Source organism: Candidatus Villigracilis sp., from assembly GCF_057083605.1.
In genome coordinates this window covers 1-26,279 of the sequence record NZ_JBXMTI010000071.1, presented here as the reverse complement: position 1 = coordinate 26,279, position 26,279 = coordinate 1, and the positions used below count along the sequence as shown (strand labels likewise).

The following is a 26,279-nucleotide window of genomic DNA, read 5'->3' as shown; positions in this document are numbered from 1 at the left end:
ATGGCTACATTCCGCCAGCGCTTTCTTGAGAAATTTATCAACTTCTACCCACCACTCGTTGGAGCAGGAATTCGCTCCCGTTCCATTGATAAGCGTACGATTGAAGTTGAAATGAAGTTAAATGTCTTCAATCGCAACATTGTTGATGTACATTTTGGCGGTTCGCTCTATGCCATGTGTGATCCCTGGTTCATGCTTATCTTAATGCGTCTCCTTGGTTCCGATTACATAGTGTGGGATAAGGCTGCTGCTATCAAATTCAAAAAACCTGGCCGCGGCAAGGTTAGGGCGCGGTTTCATATTCCGCAGGAAAGAGTGGATCAAATCCGCGTGGATGTAGATCGGGCAGGTAAAATAGAGCCAACTTTCTCCGTTGATGTGTTGGATGATGATGGGCAAATCATTGCCCAGGTGGAGAAATTGCTTTATGTGCGTCGAAAATCAGCCACTAACCCAAATGGAGAGTCGTAATGTCATTTTCCACTTACGCAGAACTAAACCAGCAAATGATCCTTCATTTTCAAAACAAGGAATACCAGCAAGCGCTTGATTTGATTTCCCTTGAAGGTTCGGGTTTCCCCAAAGACCGTCTCCTGGTGGATTATTGGGTAATGTGTTCAGCGGCAAGGTTGGACAATCGTAAGCTGGTTTATCAAGTTGCTGAGAAATGCCTCGCCGATGGCCTGTGGTACGGGGAAATGATGTGGCGCATGACCCCATCTTTCCAAGCCTTGCAGGGTGATGCGGACTTTGAAAGCATTGTTACAGAATCGCTGGCCTTGCAGGAAAAAAATTCGCCTTCAAAAGAATCAGTTCTTCTAAAATATCTTCCCGAAAATCATTCTGAAAAATCACCTCTCCTAATTGCCTTGCACGGCAATCAACGCATGGCCTCTGATACTCTGCCTTTTTGGCAAGAGTCAGTGAACAAGGGATACGCGCTGGCATTACCGCAGTCATCACAGGCGATGTTCAAGGGAGCGTATATCTGGGATAACCTGGACGCTTCATTCAAAGACGTCGTGTCAAGTTTTGAGTCAATGGAAAATGAAATAAAGTTTGATCCAAACCGAGTCATCCTGGCGGGACATTCAATGGGTGGTTTGATTGCGATCCAAATGGCGTTGACGGGTGAGTTGAACCTGCGTGGTTTTATTGCCAACGGCCCCGCCATACCTTTTGGTGATGAACAGGATGAATTGGAAAAACTACTTCCCTCAGCTCGTGAACGCGGTTTGCGTTCTTATTTCATCATCGGCGAAAAGGATATGGATATTGAGCCAGATGAAATTCATGTATTTGCTGAAAAACTGAAATCAGCGGGAATTGCCTGTAAAGTGGATACCGTCCCTGATGCAACACACGATTACAACCCTGCTTATGATGCAGCGCTGGCTCGCGCGCTGGATTTTGTAAACTCATAATCCGAAAATGACAAAACAAGAGTATCCAATCGGTGTGTTCGATTCGGGTGTGGGCGGGCTTTCCGTCCTGCGTGAGATTCGCAAACTGATGCCCGCAGAGAATGTCATTTACTTTGGTGATCAAGGGCATGTACCATACGGGCCGCGCTCGATGGAGCAGATCCAAAGTTTTTCAGAGGGGATCACAAAATTTCTACTTAAACATAATTCGAAAATAATAGTTGTGGCATGCAACACGGCTTCAGCAGCGGCGTTGAAATATTTGCGTGCTACCTTCCCCGATGTTCAATTTGTTGGCATGGAACCTGCGGTCAAACCTGCTGCGGAAAAAACACAGACTGGCAAGGTGGGCGTGCTGGCAACGCCTGCTACATTTCAGGGCGCTTTATATGCTTCCGTGGTGGAGCGCTTTGGTGTAGGCGTGGAATTATTCCAACATACCTGCCCGGGGCTGGTCAGCCAGATCGAGGCGGGTGAACTCGACTCAACAAAAACTCGTACTATCCTTGAAGATGCTTTGCTCCCTATGTTGGAAAAAAATATCGATACAGTTGTGCTTGGATGCACTCACTATCCATTTGTGATTCCGCTGATTGAGCAGATCGTGGGAGAAAATGTTCGGGTGATCGACCCAGCCCCCTCGGTGGCGAAACAGGCCCAACGTCTGCTGGAGGCGGGGGGGATGTTGAATCAAAAGGGAAGGCAGGCAAGGGTCCTCTTTTTCACTTCGGGAGATGCCGCCCTGGTCAAATCTCTGCTGCCTTTGTTGTTAGGCGCAGAGGGTGAAGTTGAAACCGTTACGTGGAAAAATGATCGGGAGATTCAATAATCTCCGCTCCCATTCTTTGCATATCTTTGAATAAGCGCACTGGCTCGGCGATATGTCCCATCATATGCACGCCGGCTTTTCGTGCTGTGCCATCAAGATATTGAAGCAGATACGCGACGACGGGGATCGCCGTGAGTTCGTATCCATCGGGATGCGCGACTCGCACCTGGACTTGAGCCTGCTTGCCATTCAACTGACCTTTGGCTTCCACCTTGAGCGCCACCAGATATGGCGGCTTGGACTTTCCCATGGCCCACCACATCATCTTCCCCAGCGGGCGAATGCCGCGCTTTGGCGCAAGTTTGAGGCCTATCAATACAATCGGGGTAATGATGAGGTCTGCCAGCCAGTTTGAACCTGAAATATAAAACCCTGCTTCTTTGAGAGATGGATACATGTTGGGGATGTTGCGTAACTCTTCAAAGAACATGGAGTAGCACGTTCTTTTGCCGATGTCCTTGCCAAAGTTGAAGGAACGCGAATCCCATGCTGTGGGTTTAGTCCATGAACCGTTTTTGTAGACCTGCGCTTGATACTCGATAAAGGCTTCCATAAGCTCATCCACTGCTTCGGTGTAGGGGATGTCGGTGATGTTGAGATAGCCAGCCGTGACTGCCGATTCAATGTAGTCTAACTTTGTGGCTGCATAGCGGATGAGAGCCGCGGGAAGGCCGGGGTGATAGCCTCCTTCGGTAATGAAGCAAAGCCCCGCCTGCTTGATCTCATTTTCCGCAGCATACAACACACTTAATTTTTTCGACGAGAACTGCACATCCAGATAATCCACGTGTGCGTCCAGGCATGCGCGGACAACTGTCTCGGCGTGGTGAGTGGTTGGGGCAGCGACTAGGCAGAGGTTCACGCCTCGAAGCGCCTGTGAGAGACTGTCAGGGTTGGATGCATCGGCCTGTCTCACGGCCACACGCGAGTCATTTAATTCATCTGCAAAAGATTTTGCCATCTCAAGACGCCGCCCGGAGATGATGATGTTTGCGTCTGTCTGCTTAAGCAGATGGCGCGTTAAGAATTTCCCCGTATAGCCGTAGCCGCCGAGAATGAAAATGGTTTTCATGGTGTGTTACCTATTTGCCAGTGACGATGAACTTCCAGAACCGACCGATGTTGCCAGGGCTTACCCAAAATGCTGGAACTCGTTTTCGATACTCCGCGTAACCTGGAAAGCGCTCGATCAATTCCTTTTCTTCCACCAGCCGAACCCAGCCTGTAAACCCCAATGGCAAAAGAAGTATGAAGGTGATGGGGTAAATGCCCATGTTGAGCAAGGCCAGCCCGATGCAGATTCGCATGACGCCCGCATAAACGGGATGACGCAGAATGCTATAAATGCTGGAATTAACAATTTTGCTTTCATCGGGATAATAAACATACAACATGGCCAGATTGTCGAAACCAAACGCCAACACCGCGCGAAGCCACAATATTATGCCGATGATCAAAGTAAGCCACCCTAAAACGGAAAGGATGGTTGTGATCGTTGGCTGGGTGAATTTTGGACCGTTCATGTAGGTAATATGTACAACGGATGCGAAAATGACGGCAAGACCGGGAAGCACATATCGCCCGAAAGCATGGCGATATGCCATATCCTTATATTTTTCGATGAAGGTTTTTTTCTGGGTAAAGAAACGGCTGAGCAATAAAAATCCCAAGGCCATGACTACGATTTGGCTATCGAGAGTCCAGGTGGGGATTTGGTCTGTAAGGATGAAGTAAATCGTAGTGAGTGTAAAAATGCTGATGAAATACAATATGATCTTGAGTTTCCCGCCCACGGTATTCAATTCAGGGACGTGCCTGGCAAGCGCGTCAAAACCTTTGATTTTCATGCCAACCATCCATTTTCTGCATTAATCTGCTGAGATGATTCTTAGATCGGCTGAATCTACCTTTATGTTTTTTAGTGCCTCAAAGCTTAATCTGGATTTATCCAGTCCATATTTTGCGGTTACACGCTCGAACAATGAATGATAGCCAGCCTTTATCATTGTATCCCAATTCAATCCGAGCAGATCAGAAACATTCCGTATGGCCTCAACGTTTTCGCCCTCGATCTCTACAAAATCGCCATAAGGTAATTCATCCAGCATGATGTGAATTTTATCCAACTCGAATGTCGTTCTGAATTTTTCGTAAAAAATCTTCGGTTCAAACCCCAGTGCCTGCAAAAATTGTTTGGCGCTTTCAAAATCACCAACCACAAATTCGATCTCTTCGCGTGTTAACACGCCGCCTTCTTTTTCCTGGCTTGGGCCTTTATAGGTGAAGCGCGCTTTGTTATCCTGCCTCAGCCTCAGGACACGGCTACTCTTTCGTAGTTCGTTGTTTGAAGTGTCGAAGCGGAAATTGATCTCATGCACACGTGGTTGAATCAATTGCGCCTTCAATTCAAGAAGGCGCAATTCGATCTTTTTGAGATCGTGCACATAAAATTTTACTTCGGTTTCCTGTCCGTTCATGTTAATGCATACTCAATAGAGTTTGTTTCTGCTCCACGCTCTCGCCAGCTTTTACGCGGATGCGTCCCATCGTGCCGTCTCGCGGGGCTTTAAGCTCGTTCTGCATTTTCATGGATTCAAGGATCAACATGACCTGACCTTTCTTGATCTCCTGGCCTTCCTCTACGAGCACGCTTACCACCAGCCCGGGCATGGGTGCTTTAAGATGGAATTCGCCTCCCTCAGCAACCCCTGCACCTGCTGCCGATTTCAGGCGTTTTTCACGTTCATCCTCAACCTTGACCTGATACTGCCGTCCGCGCAAAAGCACCTCCCAGTCTTCCTCGCCCTGATAAACGAAAGACTCATAGGATTTGCCATCGAGTATCAGTGAGAAGACAGGTTGTCCGCTGACCGTTTCAAAATCCACTTGCAGCAAACGATCACCGATGCGGATGTGGTGGTCGTCCACGATCTCGATCTCAAAATTTTGATTCTCTATTGTTGTCACATACTTCATAGGTTAACCTCAATCGATAATTTCATTTGCAAACCGTATTCTCGATCTGAGCAGAGAAAGCCACTCAACATTACTCGACCACCAATCGTAAACTTGTACTGAGCCTGTCGAAGTATCCAAAATTGTAAATCTAAAATCCGCTTACCTGTGCATTCGTTCCCAACGCCCGACCCACTTCCAGTTGCTGGTATCACGTTCGTTACGGCGGACGATTTGTGCCGAGCGCTCGGTCTCTTTGTGCGCAACCAGTGTAGCGAGAATGGCGGCAATCTCAGCTTGCGAGCTTTCTGTTTCCGAAGCGGTTTCCATCGAGAAACGTTCCTCTACAAAGCGCGTGTCAAATTGCCCGCCCATGAAGCGGTGTGAATCCATCAGGGTTTGGTGAAATGGAATATTTGTCCGCACACCAACGATGCGATATTCTTCCAGCGCGCGGCGCATACGCAAAATGGCTTGCGCGCGCGTCTCGCCCCATACGATCAATTTTGCGATCATTGGGTCGTAGTATGCAGTGATCTCAAAGCCTGGGTATACACCAGTATCCACACGCACACCGGGCCCTGTGGGGATCAGGCTGTGGGTGATCCGCCCTGTGGATGGCAGAAATCCGTTGAATGGGTCTTCGGCGTTGACACGGCACTCAATCGCATGCCCATTGATTTGAATCTGCTCTTGTGTATAACTCAGTTGTCGGCCCCGTGCGACGCGGATCTGTTCAGCGACGATGTCCACCCCTGTCACCATTTCAGTCACGGGATGCTCCACTTGCAGGCGGGTGTTCATTTCCAGAAAATAAAAGTTGCGGTCTTTATCCACCAGAAATTCGATTGTTCCTGCATTGACGTAATCCACTGCCTGCGCAGCTTTTACCGCAACGCTTCCCATTTTTTCGCGCAATTCCGCATCCAGGAAAGCAGAAGGCGCTTCTTCCAATAGTTTTTGATGGCGGCGTTGGATGGAACATTCACGCTCGCCAAGATGGATCACGTTGCCGTGCGTATCCGCCATGATCTGGAATTCGATATGGCGCGCACCTTCGACTAATTTTTCAAGATAAACATTTCCATCGCCGAATGCGGATTCGGCCTCGCGTCTTGCGGACTGGAGCAGGGTCGGCATTTCCTCCAGGCTTTTTACTTCTCTCATGCCTTTTCCGCCGCCACCCGCGGTGGCTTTGATCAGCAATGGGAATCCAACGGTTGGTGCGATTCTTAATAGATCGTCATCCGTCATGTTGCCCACATCTTCGGTACCAGGGACAACAGGCACACCCGCCTTGATGACCGTTGCGCGAGCTTTGCCTTTATCTCCCATGGCCGCAATGGATGAGGGTTTGGGGCCGATAAAATTGATCTTCAATTCCGCACATTTTGCGGCAAAGTCTTCGCGTTCTGCCAGAAAACCATAACCAGGATGGATTGCACCCGCGCCAGACTTCTTTGCCACCTCCAGAATCTTATCCGCCCGCAGATAGGATTCGCGTGATGGGGCTGGCCCAAGTAAATAGGCTTCGTCTGCATAGCGGACATGCAGCGCATTGCGGTCTGCCTCTGAAAACACAGCCACGGTTTCAATACCAAGCTCACGGCAGGCGCGGATAATACGGACAGCGATCTCACCACGGTTTGCAATTAATACTTTTTTGAACATAAATACTCCATCCTTCTAAAGGATTTTATACTTCAACCATCAATTTGCTGTCTTCTACCAGATGCTCAAGGAAGGAAATCTGTAAATCAAGCTGACGGTTGAAAAGGCGTTCGCCGCTGGCAGTTCCCATGATGTTTTCGGAACGATATTTTTTCAAAGTTAGCAATCTGTTTTTTGCTTTTTCAACCAATGACTCGTATTTCTCCGTATGGTCTTTGAATTGAAGAAGCAGGCGATAGGCTCCGAACCTATCTACATTGTCGGCATCACTGACGATTTTAGATTCAATCGTAACAGGGTGTTCGAAGTCAGCCTTGTCGTCCACATGAACTGCAATGGAAAAGCAAATATTGTTGATTTGCTCAGGTGTGTAGCCAAGCGTCTCTAAAAATGGACGGGACATTCTGGCGCTGACACGGCCATGGTCTTTGCCATATTCCACATCGTCGAACTTGGAAATGTCGTGAAGCAGGCAAGCCGCCATCGTTAACTCAACATCCGCGCCTTCGGCTTCAGCAATCTGTTTTCCATATTGCACGACACGCAGGGTGTGTTTCCAGCGATATTCATAATCGAAGGCTGTAAATTTCTTGTAGCCTTTGGCTTCTGTTTCAGCGCGGCGGGCGAGTACAAATGCGGAAATTTTTCTTAATCTTTCGGTTGCTTCTGGCTGCATGTTGGTCATTACAATGGAATGTTGCCATGTTTCTTGGCTGGGTTGGCATCGCGCTTATTGCTCAACATCTCCAAGGCGTTGATCAAGCGCGGACGGGTTTCCTTGGGCTCGATCACATCGTCAACGTATCCGCGCTGTGCAGCGACATATGGGTTGGCAAATTTTTCCTTGTACTCTGCCACCAATTCCGCCTTCTTTTTGACAGGATCTTTTGCCGCTTCAAGTTCCTTGCGAAAGATAATATTTACAGCGCCGTCTGGGCCCATCACTGCGATTTCAGCAGTCGGCCAGGCAAGGTTCACATCACTGCGAATGTGTTTCGATGACATCACGCAATATGCTCCGCCATAGGCTTTGCGAGTGATAACGGTTAACTTTGGAACAGTCGCTTCGCAATAGGCATACAATAACTTTGCACCAGAGCGGATAATACCGTGATGTTCCTGAAAAGTACCGGGCAGGAAACCCGGCACATCTTCGAAAGTGATGATCGGGAAATTGAATGCGTCACAGAAGCGCACAAAGCGGGCGGCTTTTTCACTTGCATCGATATCCAATACACCAGCCAGAACAGCAGGTTGATTTGCCACGATGCCGACAGAATGCCCACCTAACCGTGCAAAGCCGACCACAATATTCTGCGCATAATTTTCGTGGATTTCAAAGAACTGCCCGCCATCCACGATCATGCCAATCACTTCCTTGATGTCATAAGGTTTGTTGGCATCATCGGGGACAATATCATTCAATCCTTCTTCCATGCGCAGCGGATCATCACTTGAAACAAAAGGCGAATCCTCCATGTTATTCTGCGGCAAATAGCCAAGCAGCTTGCGGATCAGGTATAGCGTGTCTGCTTCACTGTCTGCGGCAACATGACACACGCCCGATTTTTCGGAGTGTACGCTTGCGCCGCCTAGTTCTTCCTGTGTTACTTCCTCATGAGTTACGGCTTTTACAACATCGGGCCCGGTCACGAACATATAAGATGTGTTGCGGGTCATGAAAATAAAATCTGTGAGCGCGGGGGAATATACTGCTCCGCCAGCGCACGGCCCCATAATTGCAGAGATTTGCGGAATGACGCCCGATGCCATCGTGTTACGCAGGAAAATATCTGCGTAGCCTGCAAGCGATACGACGCCTTCCTGAATGCGCGCACCGCCTGAGTCGTTCAACCCAATGATTGGCGCGCCACTCTTCATTGCCATATCCATGATCTTGCAAATTTTTTCGGCATGTACTTCGCCCAGGCTTCCACCGAAGACGGTGAAATCCTGCGAATACACATAAACGAGACGTCCATCTATTGTGCCCCAGCCTGTTACAACCGAATCGCTCATGAATTTTTGTTCATCGAGTCCAAAATCATTCGTGCGATGGACAACGAAAGAATCCACTTCATGAAATGAACCTTTGTCTAATAACAGCTCGAGTCTTTCGCGCGCAGTCAGGCGTCCCTTTTTATGTTGGGCATCAATTCGTGACTGGCCGCCGCCAAGCCGCGATTGAGCTTTTAAGTCATTCAACTTATTGATTTTCGATTTTTCGCTCATAGGCCTCTCTCGAAAGTGATTTTATGGCAAACAGGATCAAGATAAGCAATCCCAGATTTACTATAACAGCAAATATTACATTTGGTCGCGGATTTTGGAAGACTAATCGCTCGCTCCAATACCAGACCGTGTAACCTGCTGCAGTCCCGAAGAGCATTTTTCCCGCCCATGTTTTTTTCTGCCAAATTCCCCAGTACAGGATACATCCGATGACAACCCATATTCCGCCGATGATCGCGCTGGTTTCAGGTGTAATCGTGGCCGAAAACTCAACCAGTACGCTGCGCCAGGCAATGGATGTCCATACTCGCAGGATGTTCCATATGATGATAATTAACACCAGCCATAGGGTGAGGGTTACAGGGAAAGGACGCTTCATGGTGTGGGTGTGGAAATGCCAGGATGTCTAAAAATGCGCGGCTCGACCCAAACTGCAAATTTGTCAGCATCCGTCAGCGTGGGGAAGGCTGTAAAAACGGGAGCAGGTTGAAGGTCCGCGCTTTGAGGCGTTGCCTGGGGTGCGGCACAAGCCGCCAGCAGGATAAAGGTCATTAATGAGATCAATCTGGTTTTCAAAACATCCTCCTAATATTTTGGTTCTTCCAAAAGATACAATAACCCTTTGCCGCCATAGCTGCTGTATCTTTCGAGATAGGGTGCAAATTGACCGTAGTAGGGCGGAGTTGCAAGCAATTGTGGGTTTGCAAAGACGATGGTCATGCCGCGCTCATAAAGGAAAGTGGGCGCATCTCCGTTTTGCAATGCGTGGAAATATTCATTGCTATTGATCAGCCCGTCCATGTTGACGATTGTGCGATCACGTATCAGGTAGCCAACGTTGCCTCCACCGGTCATGCCGATGATACTGCCGGGCGGTGTGTTTGCCTCGAGATATTGCACTACTTCCATGTAGGCTCGGTCAGGCGGAAAATAGCCGTGGCGCATGGAGGTGACTACAAAATTCCCAAGGCTGTACGCAAGATATGCGCCTACCAGAACCGCTGTGATCTCCAATGCAAGGCGGGCTGTTTTTATTTTCTGTAATGGTTTCAGAAGCAGGTCGATCAGAAAACTACCTGCTAATGTCATTAGTACCATTTGAGTTACCCAATACCATTCTTTGGCCCCGCCATAGGAAGTCGCTGAATATGAAAGGACTTGAATTCCGCTGGCAGCTATCAATGGAATAAATCCTAATTTTGAAAAGATGTTTAGGGAGCGGCGTTTGTTTAGTAAAAGCAGTACGAACACAAGCAGGATGAAAATGAACATTGCAATGTAATAGCGTTCATCCACCTGGTCTGTGCCTGGGTATATGCGGCGCAAGGCTTCTCCAACCCATGAAAATAATTCAGAAATAGGCTGCCATGTTTCAAATGTTCCTTCTGTGGCGATTCCTAAAAAGGAAGGCCAGTTGGAAGCGGGAGGCTCATAAATTGTATCGGGTATGCTTCCCCACCAGCGTTTGATCTGCCCGCTGACCGGGCTGGTTGTGCCAAACAGGATCTTGTTGAAGAGCATATACGAAGCGAGAAATCCGCCGACGACGCCATAGTACGCAGAACCTTCGGTGAGCCATTTCTTCCAGTTTGATTTGAACTCAAACAGAGGGGATTCGGGTGGCGAACTGTTTGTGCTGCTGAACCAATATGCGGTTAGTCTGAGCGCAAAAATAAGGAACAAGCTGATGCCCCAGTCCAGCAGAAAGGCGGTGTTGGGAAAGGCCCTGCCGAATCCGAGTTGAACGAAGAGCATATATATGGCAATGGTGATCGCGGTGCTGACTGTAATGGCGTAAAGAGTTTGGCGGAAAATAACCCAGATGGATTTTGTGTGTGGGTGTTGATACGCACCGAAGAAGTACAACGCAATCAACTTGACGGCCATCGCAAGGATGGCTGCTTCCACAGCTGAGGAAGCGTATTGGTTGTTATAAAGCACAATGCCTGTTCGCAAGGCAACGGAGCTCATCATGGATAGGAATATGATGAATATATCCAGCGGAAGCAGGAAACGAATGGCTTTGCTGCGGAAGATGATCCACGCACCTGCGATGATCGCAAGAAAGACCAGGTCGAGCCTGCTGAACATGACAACTACTGCAATTAACGCAAGCGTCGCAATTTCACGCGATGAAACCGTTTTGGTGCGCCATTCTTTTTCAAATTGAGAAAGTTTGTAAATGAAATAGATGACCGCCAGCGCAGCGACAGGTGTCTCCAACCCATACTCGTATACAGTCAAGTGAATGTAATAATTAAACGACCAGAATACTGCCGCCAGGATTGCAACCGCATATGACAGATGGTTTTTCACCAGCCTATAGATCAACACTGCGCTCGCCGCCTGGATACCTGCCACAACCATCAAGAGTACACGCAAAGGCAGGATCACATCGAAGCGCGCGAGGGCAAAGATGGGAATACAGACGACCAACCATAGTGGATGATATCCATTGGTTAGGTTAATGCCATCGAAAGTGCTGCCATACCCTTCGGTAATATTTTGTGCAACCTTGAAATAATAATAGGCGTCGTCACGCTTGAACCATACATTGGGAAAGGTGTATGCATCGGCAAGTGCCGCATAAAGGTGGACGCCAAGTATTACGGTGATGAGCGAGACTTCAAATAAAGAGAATCGTTTAAGAAAATTCATTATGTGTTTTGTAAAAATCCTATGGAATTTTAAGTGTGATCTTGCCGAAATTTTCGCCGCGCCACAATCTTTCTTGTGCGGTAGCGGCATCTTGCAGGGGAAAAGTTTTATCTATAACGGATTTAAGTTTACCAGCAACCACCAGGTCCATGACTTCGGCAAAGTCTGCGAGTGTGCTCATGGTTGAGCCGATGATCGAAAGATGTTTTGCGAAAATGTAACGGTTGTCAATTTCAAAGCGCGGTGCACCGCTATTACCAACAGTCAGCAGCCGCCCGCCTTTTCTGAGCGCGCGCAAACTCAATGGAAATGTAGTGCCCACATTATCCACGATCACATCCACGCCGCGTTTTTCGCTCGCAATAAAAACCGCTTTCGACCAATCCTCCTCTTTCGAGCGGTCGATCAAAATATCTGCGCCAAGCGACTCGGCCTGTTCCAATTTCTTTTGATTTGAACCAATGACAATGACTCGCGCGCCAAGGTGTTTTGCGATCTGGATGCTGGCAGAATTCACGCCTCCGCCCGCGCCGACAATTGCCACTGTTTCCCCGGCCTTTACTCCCCCGCGCTTTGCCATAGAGTGCCATGCAGTTTGATACACCAAAGCTGCTGCAGCCGCCGCGTGAAAGTCGAAGTCACCTGGTAATTTGTAAAGCTGACGCACTGGTGCGCACACATACTCTGCATACGTCCCGCGGATGGTTTCGCCAAGCAGATGCCAATTAATACACAGGTTGTCTCGTCCGCTTAGGCAGAATTCACATTTTCCACATCCAAAATTTGCGTTGATGACAACCCTATCGCCAACCTTTAATTCCCCAGTCTCTGATTTTTCCAAACCCTTCCCGAATGCAACAATTTCTCCTGCGCCATCTGCACCATTGATGTGAGGCAGTTCAAGTTTTAATCCAGGCCATCCATTGCGCACCGTCACATCCATGCGGTTGATGGCCGCGGCATGTAATCGGATTAAAGCTTCCCCTGCTTTAGGTTCAGGCGTGGGGAAATTAGCATATTCAAGGACTTCAGGTCCACCATGTTTGTGAAATAGTACAGCTTTCATTTATTATCCTGCATCCTTTTTGATGGCGAGCAATTTTACTATGGTATGTCTTTCAATTGATGAGCGCGGCGGATATGCCTTTCCCTCACGATATGAATCCCCAATGCCGCAAGCAAAAGTCCTAGCAAAACGGACACAGGACTTTTGAGCAATAGGATTAGCTCGGCATATAGGCTGGTATCAGGTGTAAGGTTTAAGGATGTGTTGGTGAAGGCATATCCGAATGTGCTGTTGTTCTGATATGTTGTGTAATTGTCAAATCCCAATTCCTGTACATCGCCAACGATATTTTCATTTTCACCATCATAGAATATAAGCGTGGGGATGTTTGCATATTTACCTGCTTCTTGCGCTACATTTTGTGTAGGGATGGCAAGATATCTATTCGGAATCATCTTCACATTGGCAAGATATTGTATGCGATGTGTTTCCTCTATCGAACCAGCGTAAATGATGGTGACGGGCTTGTCTGCGCGCAATGCGATCCACGCGGAATAATCTTCAAAGCCCGCAGGATAAATTTTGGGGAGTTTTACGAAAAATGCGCGCAGGCTAAAGAAAACAATGGCAATCAATGCCAGCGACGATATGCCTTTGCTTATGGAATCATGCCTGATGAGTTGCTCAATCGTTGAGATTAATCCAAGCGCGCTGAAGAGTGCAATGACGGGAATTATGATCACCAAATGAGTCTGGCGTGGCGGGATGGCATTCAGGATGCTCAGAAAAAGCAGCCCGCCAAAAAACCAGAGCAGGAGTAGGACAATTCGATATTGCTTCCAGTTTTTTAGCGCAAGGGCAAGCCCGATCACGAAAAATACCGGTGCAATGACTCCAGCAAAACCAGAGACAAGAAAATGTTCTGTAGCAATGTATGGGTCAACCAGAGCAAGAAATGTTCGAATTGTGCCGCGTGTGATTAGTTCCCAATAAAGGCGCGGATGAAAAAACAATTCGTGATGCTCGCCGACTTCGATTAGCGGGGCTATGTCGACGAGCTCCGTATCCGCATAATAATGCCTGCCATATGTGACGTTTATGAAACTTACCTCAAATATCTTGTAAACCAATGCCTCACTGCGGCCACTGCTTGTGGCAAAGGCAATCCGCGGGGCTGCCATGAGGGTGAAGGCGATGACGAGAATGGCGAGGAATATCCAAACTTGTTTTTGCGAAATCTGTTTGCGAAACCATAAATAGAAGATGCTCAACCCTATGGCGACTGTGCCAATCCATGCGGCGAAGAAACTGTAGTAACCAAGCCCTGCGACCAGCCCGCCCAGCCAGAGATAAAAGATGCTGTTTTTACGAATTCCTTTTTCCCAAAGAAAAATTGCGAGTGTGACGGGGAATAAAGATTGGATGTTATTATAGCCAAACCTGCTGAATGAAAGAAAATACGGGTTGACCAGCATCATCATCCCCGCCGTGAATGCCACACGTTGACCAAACCAACTACGCGCAAAGAGGTAAAGAGGAACAACTGTGGCAACTCCTGCAAGTACAGAGGAAAATCTCCAACTCCAAAAGGTTAAGCCGAATATCCGCATGACCCAGCTTTGAAAGATCGAAGTCAAAAGCGGAAATGTGAATACGCCAACATCAAAGAATGAGGCTTTATATTCCCCTAATGTAATGATGCGGCCTGCTTCCCAAAATGGGTCTTCGTCATGGATGATCTGGATCGGAAGATCGGTAAGTGCAAAGGCTCCAATGGCGATACCGATGAAGAGCAGGAGCAAAATGGAGGTTAAGTCGGATGCGTCGAAATCCAGGGAAAGGTCTGTATTGCTTTGCCTGTCCCAATTCCAAATAAGATAGGTCAGCCAGATGAGAGAGAGTATCCACAAAAAGGGTTCAAGATTTGTAGTGTGATGCTGTGTGATGCGGAAGATAAGATAAACGTAAAGCGTTCCAATGATGATTAGCTGTGGAGAAATATGCGCCCAACGAATACTTTTTACTTTCGCTACTTCGCCAGTATGTGGCGCTTCATTCCATTGAAAATTCCCCAGCCATAGCCAGAGCAAAAGGCCGCCGAACAAATAGGGCAGGGCAGACCAAACATTATCGTAGTTGACGATCTCAAGTTTGTGGACCGCATTCCAGATGATTGCCCAAGTGATGTGTTCCCCAAAAGGCCCTCGTGTTTCAAAATAAACCTGCGCACAAACCAGCAAAATAAACCCAAGCGCGAGGAGTCCACGCTTGGGCAAGACCTTTTCTGTTTTACCCAGAAAGTCCTTTATTTTATTGCTGTACATTTGTGGAATTATTTCATTCCCAATTCACTGCGCGAGATCACAAGGCGCTGAATTTCGCTTGTGCCCTCGTAAATTTCGGTGATCTTCGCATCGCGGAAATATCGTTCAACGGGCAGTTCTTTGCTATAGCCCATGCCGCCGTGAATTTGCACAGCCTGATGTGCAACGAACATCGCGGTTTCGGATGCAAATAATTTCGCCATGGAGGCTTCCAAGGAATATCGTCCGCTGCTATGTTTGGAATTTTCCTTTGCGATTGCGGCATTGTAGATCAACAAACGGGATGCTTCGATGCGGGTCTTCATATCTGCGATCTTGAAGCCTGTTCCCTGGAATGAGCCGATTGGCTTGCCAAACGCTTCACGCTGACTCGCATACTGCCTCGCTGCTTCGTAGGCCGCTTCTGCAATCCCAAGCGCTTGTGTCGCAATGCCAATGCGACCTGCATCCAGAACGGTCATGGCGACTTTGAAGCCTTCACCTTCCTGGCCGAGTCTATTTTCAGCGGGGATGCGGCAATCTTCAAAGATCAACTCGCTGGTGGCTGAAGCACGGATGCCTAGTTTCGGTTCTTTCTTCCCACGTATCAAACCAGGAGCATTGCCCTCCACCAAAAATGCGCTTACACCTTTTTGTTTTTTAGTTGGGTCTGTCATCATAAAGACGACAAAATAATTTGCAACGGGCCCACTAGTAACCCAGGATTTGCGCCCATTCAATATATAAAAATCGCCATCGCGTATGGCGCGGCTTTTCATGGTGGCGGCATCCGATCCGCTTTGGGATTCGGTGAGAGAATATGCGCCAATGGCTTTGCCAGAAGCGATGGGGGGAATGAACTTTTTCTTTTGCTCTTCGGTGCCGAATTTTAGAATGCCATGACAATACAAGGAATTATTGACCGACATAATGACGCCATGCGAAGCATCCACTTTGCAGATCTCTTCGAGGGCGAGAACATAGGCAAGCGAATCCATGCCTGCGCCATCGTATTGCTCAGGGACTTCGATGCCCATGAACCCCAGCTCGCCCATTTTCTTGATCGTTGCAGATGGGAACTCTCCGCTCTCATCGAATTGCGCGGCAATAGGGGCGATCTCTTTTTGTGCAAAATCACGCGCCGCATCCCGGAGCATTTTATGTTCAGCGCTAAGCGCATGAATAGGAAGGTCTGTCATTGGTTGTTTTCTCCAAAATTATTTTTTTACCATGTGGGATTATACCGCCATGAGAGGCTATGAAATCACCGTCAGCGTTGGATTTGGCTGGTTTTGTTGCAGCAGGTTTGAGTGCGGCGAGATGCGCTATGTCCTATTCGGCAACTAGTGATTGACTTCCCGTTCGCGTTCAATATAATTGTGAAAACAAGATAAATCGTATCCAATATATGACGGTGGTGTAATTAATTCAGGTGTTGCCATACTCTCGTTGTGTCATGCTGAGGGCGTTCTTCGCCCGAAGCATCTGTGATAATGTAATCGGAGACCCTTCGGTCGCAACGAACACGCTCCCTCAGGTTGACACATTCTTTTTAGGTCAAAGGGCAACCTAGGTGTAATTATGATTGCTTGAAAGGAGGTGGCGGCGGAGCTTTATCTTCAACTCGTCTTTTGTCTAAACGTGTTTTGATATTCTAAAGGAGAGAGAATAATGAAGAAGTTTGTTTTTAACTTGTTGGTAATCCTGGTGCTGGCCAGCTTTGTGGTCGTTGCATGTGGCGCGCCTTCCGCCCCTGAGACTGGTGGCGGCGGTGGAGGAGGCAGCGGTGGTGGGGGTGGTGGAGGTAACCTGCCTGATGTACCGACTGTCGTCTTGCCTTCTGTTGGAGGATCAGGTTCAGGAAGCGGTGGCGAAGGTGAAGGCGAAGTTTCCATCATTGCCTGGCCTGGCTATCTCGAGCGTGGTGCAACTGACCCTGCCTACGATTGGGTTACCACCTTTGAACAGGAAACGGGTTGTGTTGTAAAAGTTCAAGATGCCGCTACTTCCGATGAAATGGTTCGTTTGATGTCTGATGGCGGTTATGACCTCGTAACTGCTTCCGGTGATGCCAGCCTGCGTTTGATTCAGGGTGGTATTGTGCAGGAAGTCGACATCAGCAAAGTGCCTTCCTACAATACTGTTGATGAACGTTTGCAGAATGCACCCTGGCATACTGTTGATGGAAAACATTATGGCGTTCCCTACCAGTGGGGCCCGAATGTGTTGATGTACAACACCGATGTATTCCCCGAACCTCCTACATCATGGAATGTCGTGTTTGAAGAGCAGACCCTTCCTGACGGTAAATCCAACAAGGACCGCGTTCAGGCCTATGATGGCCCGATCTATATTGCGGATGCGGCTGTCTACTTGAAGTATCACAACCCTGAGCTTGGCATCGATGATCCGTACTTCCTCACACCGGAACAGTACGATGCTGTCATCGATTTGCTGAAGCAACAGGCCGAGATCGTTCCGAAGTACTGGCACGATTATCTCGTTCACATGGAAGACTTCACGAACGAGGGCTTTGCAGCCTCCTCAAGCTGGCCTATTCAAGTCAACCTCTTGCAATACGATGGTCAACCCATTGCCTCCGTCATTCCTGTGGAAGGCGCCACTGGCTGGGCAGATACCACTATGATGCACAAGGATGCTCCACATCCCGTTTGTTCCTACTTGTGGCTGGAACATTCTTTGGATGTAAAGCTTCAGGGTGACCTGGCTGCCTGGTTCGGTTCCGTTCCTGCTGTTCCTGCCGCTTGTACTGGCAACGAATTGCTGACCGATGAGGGATGTTCCGTCAATGGCTTCGATGACTTCGATAAGATTTATTTCTGGAAGACACCGACGGCTGAATGTTACAACGGCCTGACCTGCGTCACATACGACAAGTGGACTGAAGATTACATCGCGATTCAAAGCCAATAAATTTCTCAACTATTAAGATCAAGCCGCGTGGAGAAGCTCCACGCGGCTTGAAATTTGTTCTGGGATATGAATTACTTATCCTGCGGAGTGTCATGTTGAGCGGAGCGAAACATCTCGTATTTCAGAGGTAGAGACCCTTCGCTCCGCTCAGGGAATCACAATTGGGCGCGCAAGTTGAGTGACTTAAATGGAATCATCTGTATAATTCATATCCTAATAAAAAACAAACGACACCAGAGAGTGCGCATGAGCGAATCTGCAATTTTATTCAAAAACGTAAGCCGACATTTTGGGGAAGTGAAAGCGGTGGATGATGTAATGTTGGAGATCCAAGATGGGGAATTCTTCTCCATGCTTGGGCCTTCGGGTTCAGGGAAAACAACCTGCCTCCGAATGATCGCGGGGTTTGACCGCCCTTCCAGCGGGCAGATATTTTTATACGGACAGGATGTCTCCAACCTGCCGCCCTATGAGCGGTCTGTAAACACGGTTTTTCAAGACTATGCGTTATTCCCTCACATGACCATCGACGATAACATTGCTTATGGCCTGATGATCAAGGGAATGTCCAAACTGGAGCGCATGAAACGCGTTGGCGAAATGCTCGACCTTGTGCGTTTACCTGGGTTTGGATATCGCAAGCCGTCCCAACTTTCAGGAGGGCAAAGACAACGCGTCGCGCTGGCCCGTGCCTTGATCAATCATCCCAAAGTTTTGCTGCTCGATGAGCCGCTTGGCGCACTCGACCTAAAATTGCGCCAGCAGATGCAGGTCGAATTAAAGAACATTCAACGCGAAGTGGGAATCACTTTTATCTTTGTAACACACGATCAGGAAGAAGCGCTCACCATGAGTGACCGCATCGCAGTGTTCAACGAAGGCAAGGTCGAGCAAATTGGGTCGCCCGCTGAAATTTATGAGCACCCACAGACTCCGTTCGTGGCAGGCTTTGTGGGAGTGTCGAACCTTATTGGCGGGGAAGTGGCAAAACGCATCACAGGCTCGGAGGATAAATTCTCCATCCGCCCTGAAAAGATTCATCTCTCCAGTTTGGATGCCAAAGCAGATACCGATATGTACTCAGCGATAGGTAAGGTACGTGATGTGATCTATCTTGGCTTATATACGCGCTACCTCGTTGAATTGGAAGGTGGCGGCGACCTGGTGGTAGTGGAACAAAATCTCAAGTCCACTTCAATGGATGTGATGAAAGCCAAAGGCCAACCTGCTCGTTTGTTGTGGAAGAAAGAACATATCAGCAAGTTGGGAGGCTAGCATGTTAAGCCGTATTTCAACTTATTTATACTTAAGGCCGAAACTTGTATTGGCGCTTCTACTTCTGCCGCCTCTGATCTGGTTTTTGGTGATCTATGTAGGCTCATTGATTTCCCTGTTGATCAACAGCTTTTTTTCATTGGATAGTTTCACTGGGCAGATCGTGCGCGAGTTCACCCTGAATACCTACGCCAAGTTATTTGAGACATCCAATTTGCAGATATTTGCCCGCACAACAGTGATGGCGGCATTAGTGACCATTGCTTGTGCGATTCTGGCTTTTCCACTTTCTTATTACATGGCACGTTTTGCCTCCCCGCGCATGAAGACCTTGCTGTATCTTGGCGTCACACTTCCGCTTTGGTCAAGTTACGTGGTGCGCGTCTATTCCTGGAAGTTGCTGCTCGCTCAAGAGGGGATCGTCTCCTGGTTCGCCAGAATCGTTCATCTGGATGGATTATTAGATTGGTATTTATCGCTTCCCATAGTTGGGGGGCCTTCGCTTGCAATTTCTTATACAGGCATTTTTCTTGTATTCGTATACATCTGGCTGCCTTATATGGTGATTCCGATTCAAACGGCTTTGGAACGTGTGCCAAAATCCCTGATCGAAGCCTCCAGCGATCTCGGAGCAAGACCTGCGCAGACCTTTCGTAACGTCATCTTGCCGCTGGCTTTTCCTGGTGTGATCGCAGGCTCGATCTTTACCTTCTCGTTGACCCTCGGCGATTTCATCGTCCCTCAGCTCTTCGGCAATTCAGCTTATACCATTGGCCGCGCTGTGCTCTCGTTTCAAGGGACATCCAATAACATTCCTCTCGCTGCCGCCTTTACGATGGGGCCTATTTTGATCATGGTCGTTTATCTTCTGATCGCCCGCAAGTTAGGAGCCCTGGATGCTATCTAAAAAGTTATCTCACGCCTCCAGCGAGCGGGGATCGTGGCTTTTGCAAGCTAGCGCCTTCGCAGTCATCCTCTTCCTGCATATTCCTTTGTGGTTGATCTTTTTGTATTCATTTACCACAGATACCGCAGCTTATACTTTTCCTCCACCCGGCTTGACCCTTAAATGGATTCCTCAAGCGCTTGCAAATCCAGAAATGCAATCAGCGTTGGGGTTGTCTCTTCGTGTGGCGTCGCTTGCAACCGTCAGTGCTTTGGTGTTGGGCACACTTGCAGCTTCGGCTGTTTATCGCAGTAATTTCTTTGGCAGGGAAGCGATCTCCTTCATGTTGATCCTGCCGCTTGCCCTGCCAGGTATTGTGACAGGCATTGCCTTGCGCTCCGCCATGAGTTTGATGACCATTCCTTTTTCATACTGGACCATCGTCATTGGACATGCGACGTTTTGTGTGGTTGTCGTTTATAACAATGTGCTTGCACGTTTCCGCCGATCTGGCGGCTCCATGATCGAGGCCTCGATGGACCTGGGTGCGAATTCCTTCCAAACATTCTGGCATATCGTTCTCCCAAATATTGCAACAGCCCTGCTTGCAGGAGCGATCCTCGCATTTTCGCTTTCCTTCGATGAAGTGATCGTGACGACATTTACCGCAGGCCAACAGGAAACTTTGCCGATTTGGATCCTTGGTCAAATGTTCAAGCCACGCAGCCGTCCCATCACCAATGTCACTGCCATGCTGGTTGTTTTGATCACAGCCTTGCCGATACTGCTTGCTCAGAGAATCACCGCTGGCACAGCCGATACAGAGGGCAGCAACAAATAAACATTGATTGATCCTTGTACGAGCGACGAGGCGTCTCCTTGTCGCTCGTTTTCTTTGTATAATTCAACTCATGCCGAATCCCCTCTGGAAATTTTAATCAGACTTATCACCCGCTAACTTATCTCTAGCATTCCCTCGCTTCTTTCTGGACTTTATGCCTGATTCGCTTTCTATAGCTTTTATCTCCACTTTATTTTCGATGAAACCCTTAAGAATCCCTTTGTGCCCTTCGTGTTAAGAGTTTTTTCAATACCTGAGGTGAAATGACCTTTTCCTATCTCAACCCAAAATGTGAAGCGCGTGACCATGCTGAAGGTGGATGCGGTGTTTTTGCGCGCGAAAAAATTTTGAAGGATGAGCTGGTTTCCATGTGGGGCGGTAAGATCGTCCATAAGGATGAATTGGATCCAACCATGCCGCGTTTCACCCAACGCGTTTTGCAAGTGAATGAAGAACTTTATTTATTGACCGCTGAGGAAAAAGAACCGAATGATTGCTTCAATCATTCCTGCGATCCAAATTTAGGCTTCTTCGGTCAGATAGGCTTGGTAGCCATGCGCGATATCGACTCGGGTGAAGAGTTGACATTCGATTACGCCATGTCTGACGGCGGCCCTTATGATGAATTCGAATGCTATTGTGGCTCACCAAATTGTCGCCATAAAATAACTGGCAACGATTGGAAACTGCCTGAACTGTGGGAAAAGTACAAAGACCGTTTCTCTCCTTATCTTGTGCGTCGAATTGAAAAATTGCGAAAATGAAATTATCTTTTCCAATTCGCATTTATATCATCGCGCTAGTTTTGCGTTTAATCCCCATCCTGCTTACCCGCGGACTGGGAATCGGCCTCGATGACATGTTCCAGTATGACATGCTCGCACGCAGCCTCGCTTCTGGACATGGCTTTCGCTGGTATGCCCAAGAAGATTTGAAATTGCTTGCGCCATATGTGAGCTTTGACCTTTCAACTGCAAATGGATACGACCCAAAATACGGACTCTATACATCATTCCGCGCGCCGCTTTACCCTGCGTTCTTAGCGGTTGTCTATTTTTTCAATGGATTGGATTTCTCGCGTTTCTTCGCCGCCCGCCTTGCGCAAGTCATTTTTCTTGGTGCGCCACTGGCCCCGTTGACGTATTGGGTTGCAAAACATCTTTCCTTCTTTCCTTTTTCCTCTACTGAAATGAAAGAAGAAGGAAGAAAGAAGATTGAGAGAACCGCTCAGGCTTCTGCATGGGTTGCTGCTGCATATCCAATGCTTTTGGTTTATCCCCTTGGGCTTGGCACAGAGAATCCCTTCTTCATCCTCCTGCTTGCTTCTTTTCTCTTTCTTCTCAAATCCATTAAAAATCCGTCTAAATTCAACATCGTATTTTCTGGCCTCTTCCTCGGATTAACCGCTCTTACACGTTCCGTGATTCTTCCATTTGCAAGTTTGGCTATTCTTTATCTATTTTATTTACATCGCAGGAAAGCCTTGTTGATTGCAGCAGTTTTTGTTTTAGTCATCGCTCCCTGGGTCATTCGCAATTCTCTGCTACATCACAAACTCATAGGGATCGAGACATCCATGGGATATAACCTTTATCTCGGCTATCACCCGCAAGGGAACGGGTCATTCATCTTTGGCCCCTCACTGGATCTGCTCACCATCATGGACGATGCAGAGCGTGATGAGGTTGGCACTCAAAAAGCATTGGAGTTCATCAAAGCCCAACCTGAGAGATTTATCCCACTGGCTGTCAACAGGCTTGGCTTCTTCTTCGGCTTGGAAAAGCGCGTCTTGATGTATTTTTATTCCAATAATATTATCGGGTTTATTCCAAAACCAATCCTGCTTGCCATTTCTGCGATTTTGCTATTGCCGTTTGTGTTAGTTTCCATCTCTGCTTCATTTGGATTAACACTTTTGAAGTGGAATCCGCAAACGGTTCTCTTGCTTTTGCTTTTAACTTTTTACACACTACCTCACGTCTTCATCCTCGCAGAAGACCGATTTCACCTTGCGTTGATCCCATACTTTGCCATTCTCGCGGCCAATTTCTGGGCAGCGGGACTTAAAGTTGTTTTGATACGATGGAATGAGTCGAATACAGGAAAATGGATTGTTGCATTTGCGGTCTTTGGCATTTTCCTGCTCTTCCTGAACTGGGGATTTGAGTTATCGCGCGATGCGGATAAAATTGCAGCCTTACTTGCTCCAGATGGAAATAAAGCGCACTTCCCGTATTGATAGTTGTTTTGCTTGTCATTCTGAGCGATAGCGAAGAATTCTCCGACTATCTTATAGACCCTTCGCTGTCGCTCAGGGTGACACCTTAATAAAGATTCTGATTGAGAGACAATATAATGAAATATCTTCTCGGCGAAAAACTGAACTTTGATTGGAAAGTAGTGACCGTCACCATTGTCAGCACTTTGTTGCTGATGGTGGATCATTATCACAGGCTGACAGCCCATAAATATTGGGATCGTGTCATCTTATATCTTATAGTTCCGCTTTTTATTATCCTGATCATATTCCGTGAGAATCCGAGGGAGTATGGGTTTTCTCTTGGCGATTGGAAACTCGGGCTGACCTACACTGCCATTGGTGTTCTCTTTTTGGCTCCCCTTATTTACTTTGTAGGCAGTGGCGACCCTATCATGCAGGCCTATTATGAGCGCTATGTGTATGGCGTGCCGTGGATACAATTCCTTGACCTGATCGGTTGGGAATTTATTTTTCGCGGTTGGATTCTGTTTGCCTATGCCCGCAAATTTGGGCCTGAAGCCATGTGGTTGCAGGCTGTTCCATTTGCGCTGGCACATATCACCAAGCCAGAACTCGAAACCCTCTCCACTATTTTTGGCGGATTTGCCTTCGGCTGGGTGGCGTACCGAACAAAATCCTTCGTCTGGCCTTTTTTGATCCATTGGTTCATTGCCGCCTTTATTATTATCGTGGCGGCGGGAGCGGGATAAGCTTATGGTCAATTACGAAATTCGCCCTGCTTTGGAATCAGAATCCACTCAAATTAAGGATCTGATTCATTTAGTCGGGATCAACCCCACAGGTTTGGATTGGAAGCGTTTTATCGTGGCGGTGAATGACAAAGGCGAAGTGATCGGCTGCGGGCAGATCAAGCCTCACGGGGCAGACATCCAGGAAATGGCTTCGATTGCAGTGCCGCCCGAATATCGCGGACAGGGGATTGCGCGGAAGGTGATTGAGGAGTTGCTGAGAAGGTCTTCGAGGCCGTTATACTTAATGTGCATTGCTCACAACGGACCGATGTATGAAAAGTTTGGGTTCAAAGCGGTTCCTTATGAAGGAATGCCGCGCTATTTTCAACGAATGAAAAAGGTATTTGATATTGCTGACGTGTTCAGGCAAACAGGCGAGGACTTGCTGGTGATGAAGTTGGAGTAGAATTGCAGTTATGAAAAATGCTTTATATGTATTGCTGGGTGTGATGGCAGGTTTTGTGCTGGCGGGCGTGCTGGTATTTGTTTCGCGCGCACCGGCGGGTCAGCCGATCATCTTGCAGCCTGCGCCAACCAAGGCACCGATTGCGGTACATGTGATCGGCGCTGTGCCGCGCCCGGGTTTATATGAATTCGCGGAAGGCGCGCGCATTCAGGATGCGATCGATGCGGCAGGCGGATTATTATCGAGTGCAAATGTTGAGGCGATCAACCTGGCCGCGCTTCTTACTGACGGCCAGCAATTGGTCATCCCTTATCTGACGGGGCAAGAGCCCCCCGAGGAGGCTTCATCGCTGGAATTGCCTGGCGCCACGGAGACGGTTGAACCTTCGGGCACGAGTACAAACACAGATTTGATCAATATCAACACTGCCACCGCTGAAGAGTTGGATACCCTGCCTGGCATCGGCCCCACCATCGCCCAACGCATCATTGACTATCGCACCGAGAACGGGCTCTTTTCCACCATTGAAGAGATCATGGAAGTGCCAGGTATCGGCCCCTCCACCTTTGATGAGATCAAAGACTTGATATCGGTTTGATTTTTGGGGTCGCAGTCTTTTTTGTTTCCGCGACATTTTTCAATTATCAATTGTCTGGGGCTGTTCCTGTGAATTCAAAAAACGTATTGGAGCTTTCCGGCGACATTATTGCCCTCAATTCCGCATCTGACAAATATTTTGCTTCTTGAATTAACAAACTGGATGGAAGCTTACCGGTCTGGTAAACAATGTCACAATATTTTTCAATGTCTTTTATATTGTTTCGGGCCTCAAAAGTTGATGTGAGCGCTAGACCGCTATGACTCCAAACCATGTACACCTCGCAAACAAAATATTCGCTACCTATGGGTGCAACTCCTAAATAATCTGGATTTCCCAAATATCCGATCGCTTCATCGGCCATGATTTCGTAATTCAGTCCGAGGACGATTTTAGTTAAGGCATCGTTCGCAATAGTCAATGTTAAGCACTCTCGAAAAGGGTTGACACAACTTGCGCGAATTTCCACTCCTGGGGAAAATGTTTTATAGTCAAGGTTTGTGATTGAATCCCTTCGAATCACCTGTATCGAATCTTGATGAATAAATGCCAATGTAGGCAAAACAGCCATCACATCGCCCTCACTCGATTCTCCAACTTCAAGCCCATACCAACATGGTGCGGCACAAGGGATACCTGTGAATGGACTCTTATCCATTTGCTCAGGCGATGGCGTAGAAGCAGGATTGGATGCGATATTGCTTGAGCATCCGAAAATGAATATGCTGATAACGAACGCATAAAAACTTAGCAGATTTTTCATGGCCTTATATTCCTCACCAGAGGCTCAAATCGCCGAGAATGGCGCAAGGAGCATTTGAAGGTGCTGTTACTTTACGGAGAAATCGGTAAACGATAAGCAAACAATTGGGCACTATCCCCCGAATATACAAAAATAGTTTGATTATTAGGGTCAACGGCGACATAATATCCATACCCTGCTACGTCTCCATTTTCTAATGTGCTAGACAGGGCAGGAGGAGGTATAAATTCTATCAAATCGTTCGAGCGACCATCAGATAAGTTTAATCTCACTAGTATCCCGTCTAAAGTAAGTATATAAACCCCAGAGGAATTTACTGACATTCTACTAATTGCAGGCACACTTGCACTCCATATCTTGTTCTTAAGTTTATCCATCGCAGTAATTTCAACAGCATCTCCATTAGGATAAAAACCTCTTTGCTTTTGAAAATACATAGCATCATCACTCAGTTCTAGATTCATCTGGTGATTACTCCAGACAGGG

Annotated in this window: 27 protein-coding genes; 12 read left to right on the top strand and 15 right to left on the bottom strand. The window is 47.8% G+C overall.

Annotated elements, in window-relative coordinates; translation table 11 throughout:
* Genes AC14M5_RS10910 through murI form a run of 3 tightly spaced genes read left to right on the top strand, consistent with a single transcriptional unit; the run spans position 1 to position 2,253 of the window.
* Positions 1 to 471: a YiiD C-terminal domain-containing protein gene (locus AC14M5_RS10910; RefSeq protein WP_484029695.1), complete on the top strand. Its 471-nt coding sequence runs from the start codon at positions 1 to 3 to the stop codon at positions 469 to 471.
* A complete protein-coding gene (locus AC14M5_RS10905; RefSeq protein WP_484029694.1) occupies positions 471 to 1,424 on the top strand; it encodes an alpha/beta hydrolase in 954 nt (317 codons plus the stop codon). The genes AC14M5_RS10910 and AC14M5_RS10905 overlap by 1 nt, the downstream gene beginning before the upstream one ends.
* A 7-nt stretch (positions 1,425 to 1,431) precedes the next feature.
* A complete protein-coding gene (gene murI, locus AC14M5_RS10900; protein ID WP_484029693.1) occupies positions 1,432 to 2,253 on the top strand; it encodes a glutamate racemase in 822 nt (273 codons plus the stop codon).
* Here murI and AC14M5_RS10895 read toward each other — a convergent pair.
* The 13 genes from AC14M5_RS10895 to AC14M5_RS10835 form a co-directional block, all read right to left on the bottom strand.
* Positions 2,222 to 3,325 (bottom strand): saccharopine dehydrogenase family protein, encoded by a 1,104-nt coding sequence (locus tag AC14M5_RS10895; protein ID WP_484029692.1) that lies wholly within the window; start codon positions 3,323 to 3,325, stop codon positions 2,222 to 2,224. The two genes, murI and AC14M5_RS10895, sit on opposite strands and share 32 nt — an antisense overlap.
* A gap of 10 nt (positions 3,326 to 3,335) precedes the next feature.
* Positions 3,336 to 4,100, bottom strand: a complete 765-nt coding sequence (locus AC14M5_RS10890) for a methyltransferase family protein (RefSeq protein WP_484029691.1) — start codon at positions 4,098 to 4,100, stop codon at positions 3,336 to 3,338.
* Positions 4,101 to 4,121: 21 nt separating this feature from the next.
* On the bottom strand, positions 4,122 to 4,730 hold the full coding sequence (gene cyaB, locus AC14M5_RS10885) for a class IV adenylate cyclase (protein ID WP_484029690.1): 609 nt from the start codon (positions 4,728 to 4,730) through the stop codon (positions 4,122 to 4,124).
* 1 nt (position 4,731) lies between these two features.
* Positions 4,732 to 5,229: an acyl-CoA carboxylase biotin carboxyl carrier protein subunit gene (locus AC14M5_RS10880; protein WP_484029689.1), complete on the bottom strand. Its 498-nt coding sequence runs from the start codon at positions 5,227 to 5,229 to the stop codon at positions 4,732 to 4,734.
* A 141-nt stretch (positions 5,230 to 5,370) separates the two neighbouring features.
* Positions 5,371 to 6,879 carry an acetyl-CoA carboxylase biotin carboxylase subunit gene (accC, locus tag AC14M5_RS10875; RefSeq protein ID WP_484029688.1) on the bottom strand — a complete coding sequence of 503 codons (1,509 nt, stop codon included), beginning with the start codon at positions 6,877 to 6,879 and terminating at the stop codon, positions 5,371 to 5,373.
* Between the two features lie 25 nt (positions 6,880 to 6,904).
* Positions 6,905 to 7,564, bottom strand: a complete 660-nt coding sequence (locus AC14M5_RS10870) for an HD domain-containing protein (RefSeq protein ID WP_484029687.1) — start codon at positions 7,562 to 7,564, stop codon at positions 6,905 to 6,907.
* Positions 7,564 to 9,111: an acyl-CoA carboxylase subunit beta gene (locus AC14M5_RS10865; RefSeq protein WP_484029686.1), complete on the bottom strand. Its 1,548-nt coding sequence runs from the start codon at positions 9,109 to 9,111 to the stop codon at positions 7,564 to 7,566. Before AC14M5_RS10865 ends, AC14M5_RS10870 begins: the two co-directional genes overlap by 1 nt.
* Positions 9,086 to 9,490 carry a hypothetical protein gene (locus AC14M5_RS10860; RefSeq protein WP_484029685.1) on the bottom strand — a complete coding sequence of 135 codons (405 nt, stop codon included), beginning with the start codon at positions 9,488 to 9,490 and terminating at the stop codon, positions 9,086 to 9,088. Before AC14M5_RS10860 ends, AC14M5_RS10865 begins: the two co-directional genes overlap by 26 nt.
* Positions 9,487 to 9,687: a hypothetical protein gene (locus tag AC14M5_RS10855; RefSeq protein ID WP_484029684.1), complete on the bottom strand. Its 201-nt coding sequence runs from the start codon at positions 9,685 to 9,687 to the stop codon at positions 9,487 to 9,489. Before AC14M5_RS10855 ends, AC14M5_RS10860 begins: the two co-directional genes overlap by 4 nt.
* A 9-nt stretch (positions 9,688 to 9,696) precedes the next feature.
* Positions 9,697 to 11,769, bottom strand: a complete 2,073-nt coding sequence (locus AC14M5_RS10850; protein WP_484029683.1) for a hypothetical protein — start codon at positions 11,767 to 11,769, stop codon at positions 9,697 to 9,699.
* Positions 11,770 to 11,788: 19 nt separating this feature from the next.
* The gene (locus AC14M5_RS10845) at positions 11,789 to 12,835 is read right to left on the bottom strand and encodes a zinc-binding dehydrogenase (protein ID WP_484029682.1); all 1,047 of its coding nucleotides are present in this window, start codon (positions 12,833 to 12,835) and stop codon (positions 11,789 to 11,791) included.
* Between the two features lie 38 nt (positions 12,836 to 12,873).
* Complete coding sequence (locus AC14M5_RS10840) at positions 12,874 to 15,099, bottom strand: ArnT family glycosyltransferase (RefSeq protein ID WP_484029681.1); 2,226 nt, start codon at positions 15,097 to 15,099, stop codon at positions 12,874 to 12,876.
* Positions 15,100 to 15,107: 8 nt separating this feature from the next.
* Positions 15,108 to 16,277 carry an acyl-CoA dehydrogenase gene (locus AC14M5_RS10835; RefSeq protein ID WP_484029680.1) on the bottom strand — a complete coding sequence of 390 codons (1,170 nt, stop codon included), beginning with the start codon at positions 16,275 to 16,277 and terminating at the stop codon, positions 15,108 to 15,110.
* Between the two features lie 472 nt (positions 16,278 to 16,749).
* Between AC14M5_RS10835 and AC14M5_RS10830 the strand changes: the two genes are divergently transcribed.
* The 9 genes from AC14M5_RS10830 (at position 16,750) to AC14M5_RS10790 (ending at position 25,030) form a co-directional block, all read left to right on the top strand.
* Positions 16,750 to 18,012 carry an ABC transporter substrate-binding protein gene (locus AC14M5_RS10830; protein WP_484029679.1) on the top strand — a complete coding sequence of 421 codons (1,263 nt, stop codon included), beginning with the start codon at positions 16,750 to 16,752 and terminating at the stop codon, positions 18,010 to 18,012.
* A gap of 246 nt (positions 18,013 to 18,258) precedes the next feature.
* Positions 18,259 to 19,287: an ABC transporter ATP-binding protein gene (locus AC14M5_RS10825; protein ID WP_484029678.1), complete on the top strand. Its 1,029-nt coding sequence runs from the start codon at positions 18,259 to 18,261 to the stop codon at positions 19,285 to 19,287.
* 1 nt (position 19,288) lies between these two features.
* Entirely contained in the window at positions 19,289 to 20,194 is a 906-nt protein-coding gene (locus tag AC14M5_RS10820; RefSeq protein ID WP_484029677.1) for an ABC transporter permease, read from the top strand.
* Positions 20,184 to 21,014 (top strand): ABC transporter permease, encoded by an 831-nt coding sequence (locus AC14M5_RS10815; RefSeq protein WP_484029676.1) that lies wholly within the window; start codon positions 20,184 to 20,186, stop codon positions 21,012 to 21,014. Before AC14M5_RS10820 ends, AC14M5_RS10815 begins: the two co-directional genes overlap by 11 nt.
* Before the next feature lie 263 nt (positions 21,015 to 21,277).
* Entirely contained in the window at positions 21,278 to 21,778 is a 501-nt protein-coding gene (locus tag AC14M5_RS10810; protein ID WP_484029675.1) for an SET domain-containing protein, read from the top strand.
* Positions 21,775 to 23,253: a hypothetical protein gene (locus AC14M5_RS10805; RefSeq protein WP_484029674.1), complete on the top strand. Its 1,479-nt coding sequence runs from the start codon at positions 21,775 to 21,777 to the stop codon at positions 23,251 to 23,253. Before AC14M5_RS10810 ends, AC14M5_RS10805 begins: the two co-directional genes overlap by 4 nt.
* Positions 23,254 to 23,369: 116 nt before the next feature.
* A complete protein-coding gene (locus AC14M5_RS10800; protein ID WP_484029673.1) occupies positions 23,370 to 23,984 on the top strand; it encodes a CPBP family intramembrane glutamic endopeptidase in 615 nt (204 codons plus the stop codon).
* 4 nt (positions 23,985 to 23,988) lie between these two features.
* Positions 23,989 to 24,432 (top strand): GNAT family N-acetyltransferase, encoded by a 444-nt coding sequence (locus AC14M5_RS10795; protein WP_484029672.1) that lies wholly within the window; start codon positions 23,989 to 23,991, stop codon positions 24,430 to 24,432.
* Between the two features lie 10 nt (positions 24,433 to 24,442).
* The gene (locus tag AC14M5_RS10790) at positions 24,443 to 25,030 is read left to right on the top strand and encodes a ComEA family DNA-binding protein (protein WP_484029671.1); all 588 of its coding nucleotides are present in this window, start codon (positions 24,443 to 24,445) and stop codon (positions 25,028 to 25,030) included.
* Between the two features lie 46 nt (positions 25,031 to 25,076).
* On the opposite strand, the gene AC14M5_RS10785 is transcribed toward AC14M5_RS10790, so the two are convergent.
* On the bottom strand, positions 25,077 to 25,793 hold the full coding sequence (locus AC14M5_RS10785) for a hypothetical protein (RefSeq protein ID WP_484029670.1): 717 nt from the start codon (positions 25,791 to 25,793) through the stop codon (positions 25,077 to 25,079).
* Positions 25,794 to 25,864: 71 nt separating this feature from the next.
* The coding region (locus tag AC14M5_RS10780) for a hypothetical protein (protein ID WP_484029669.1) at positions 25,865 to 26,279 on the bottom strand (415 nt) is incomplete at its 5' end.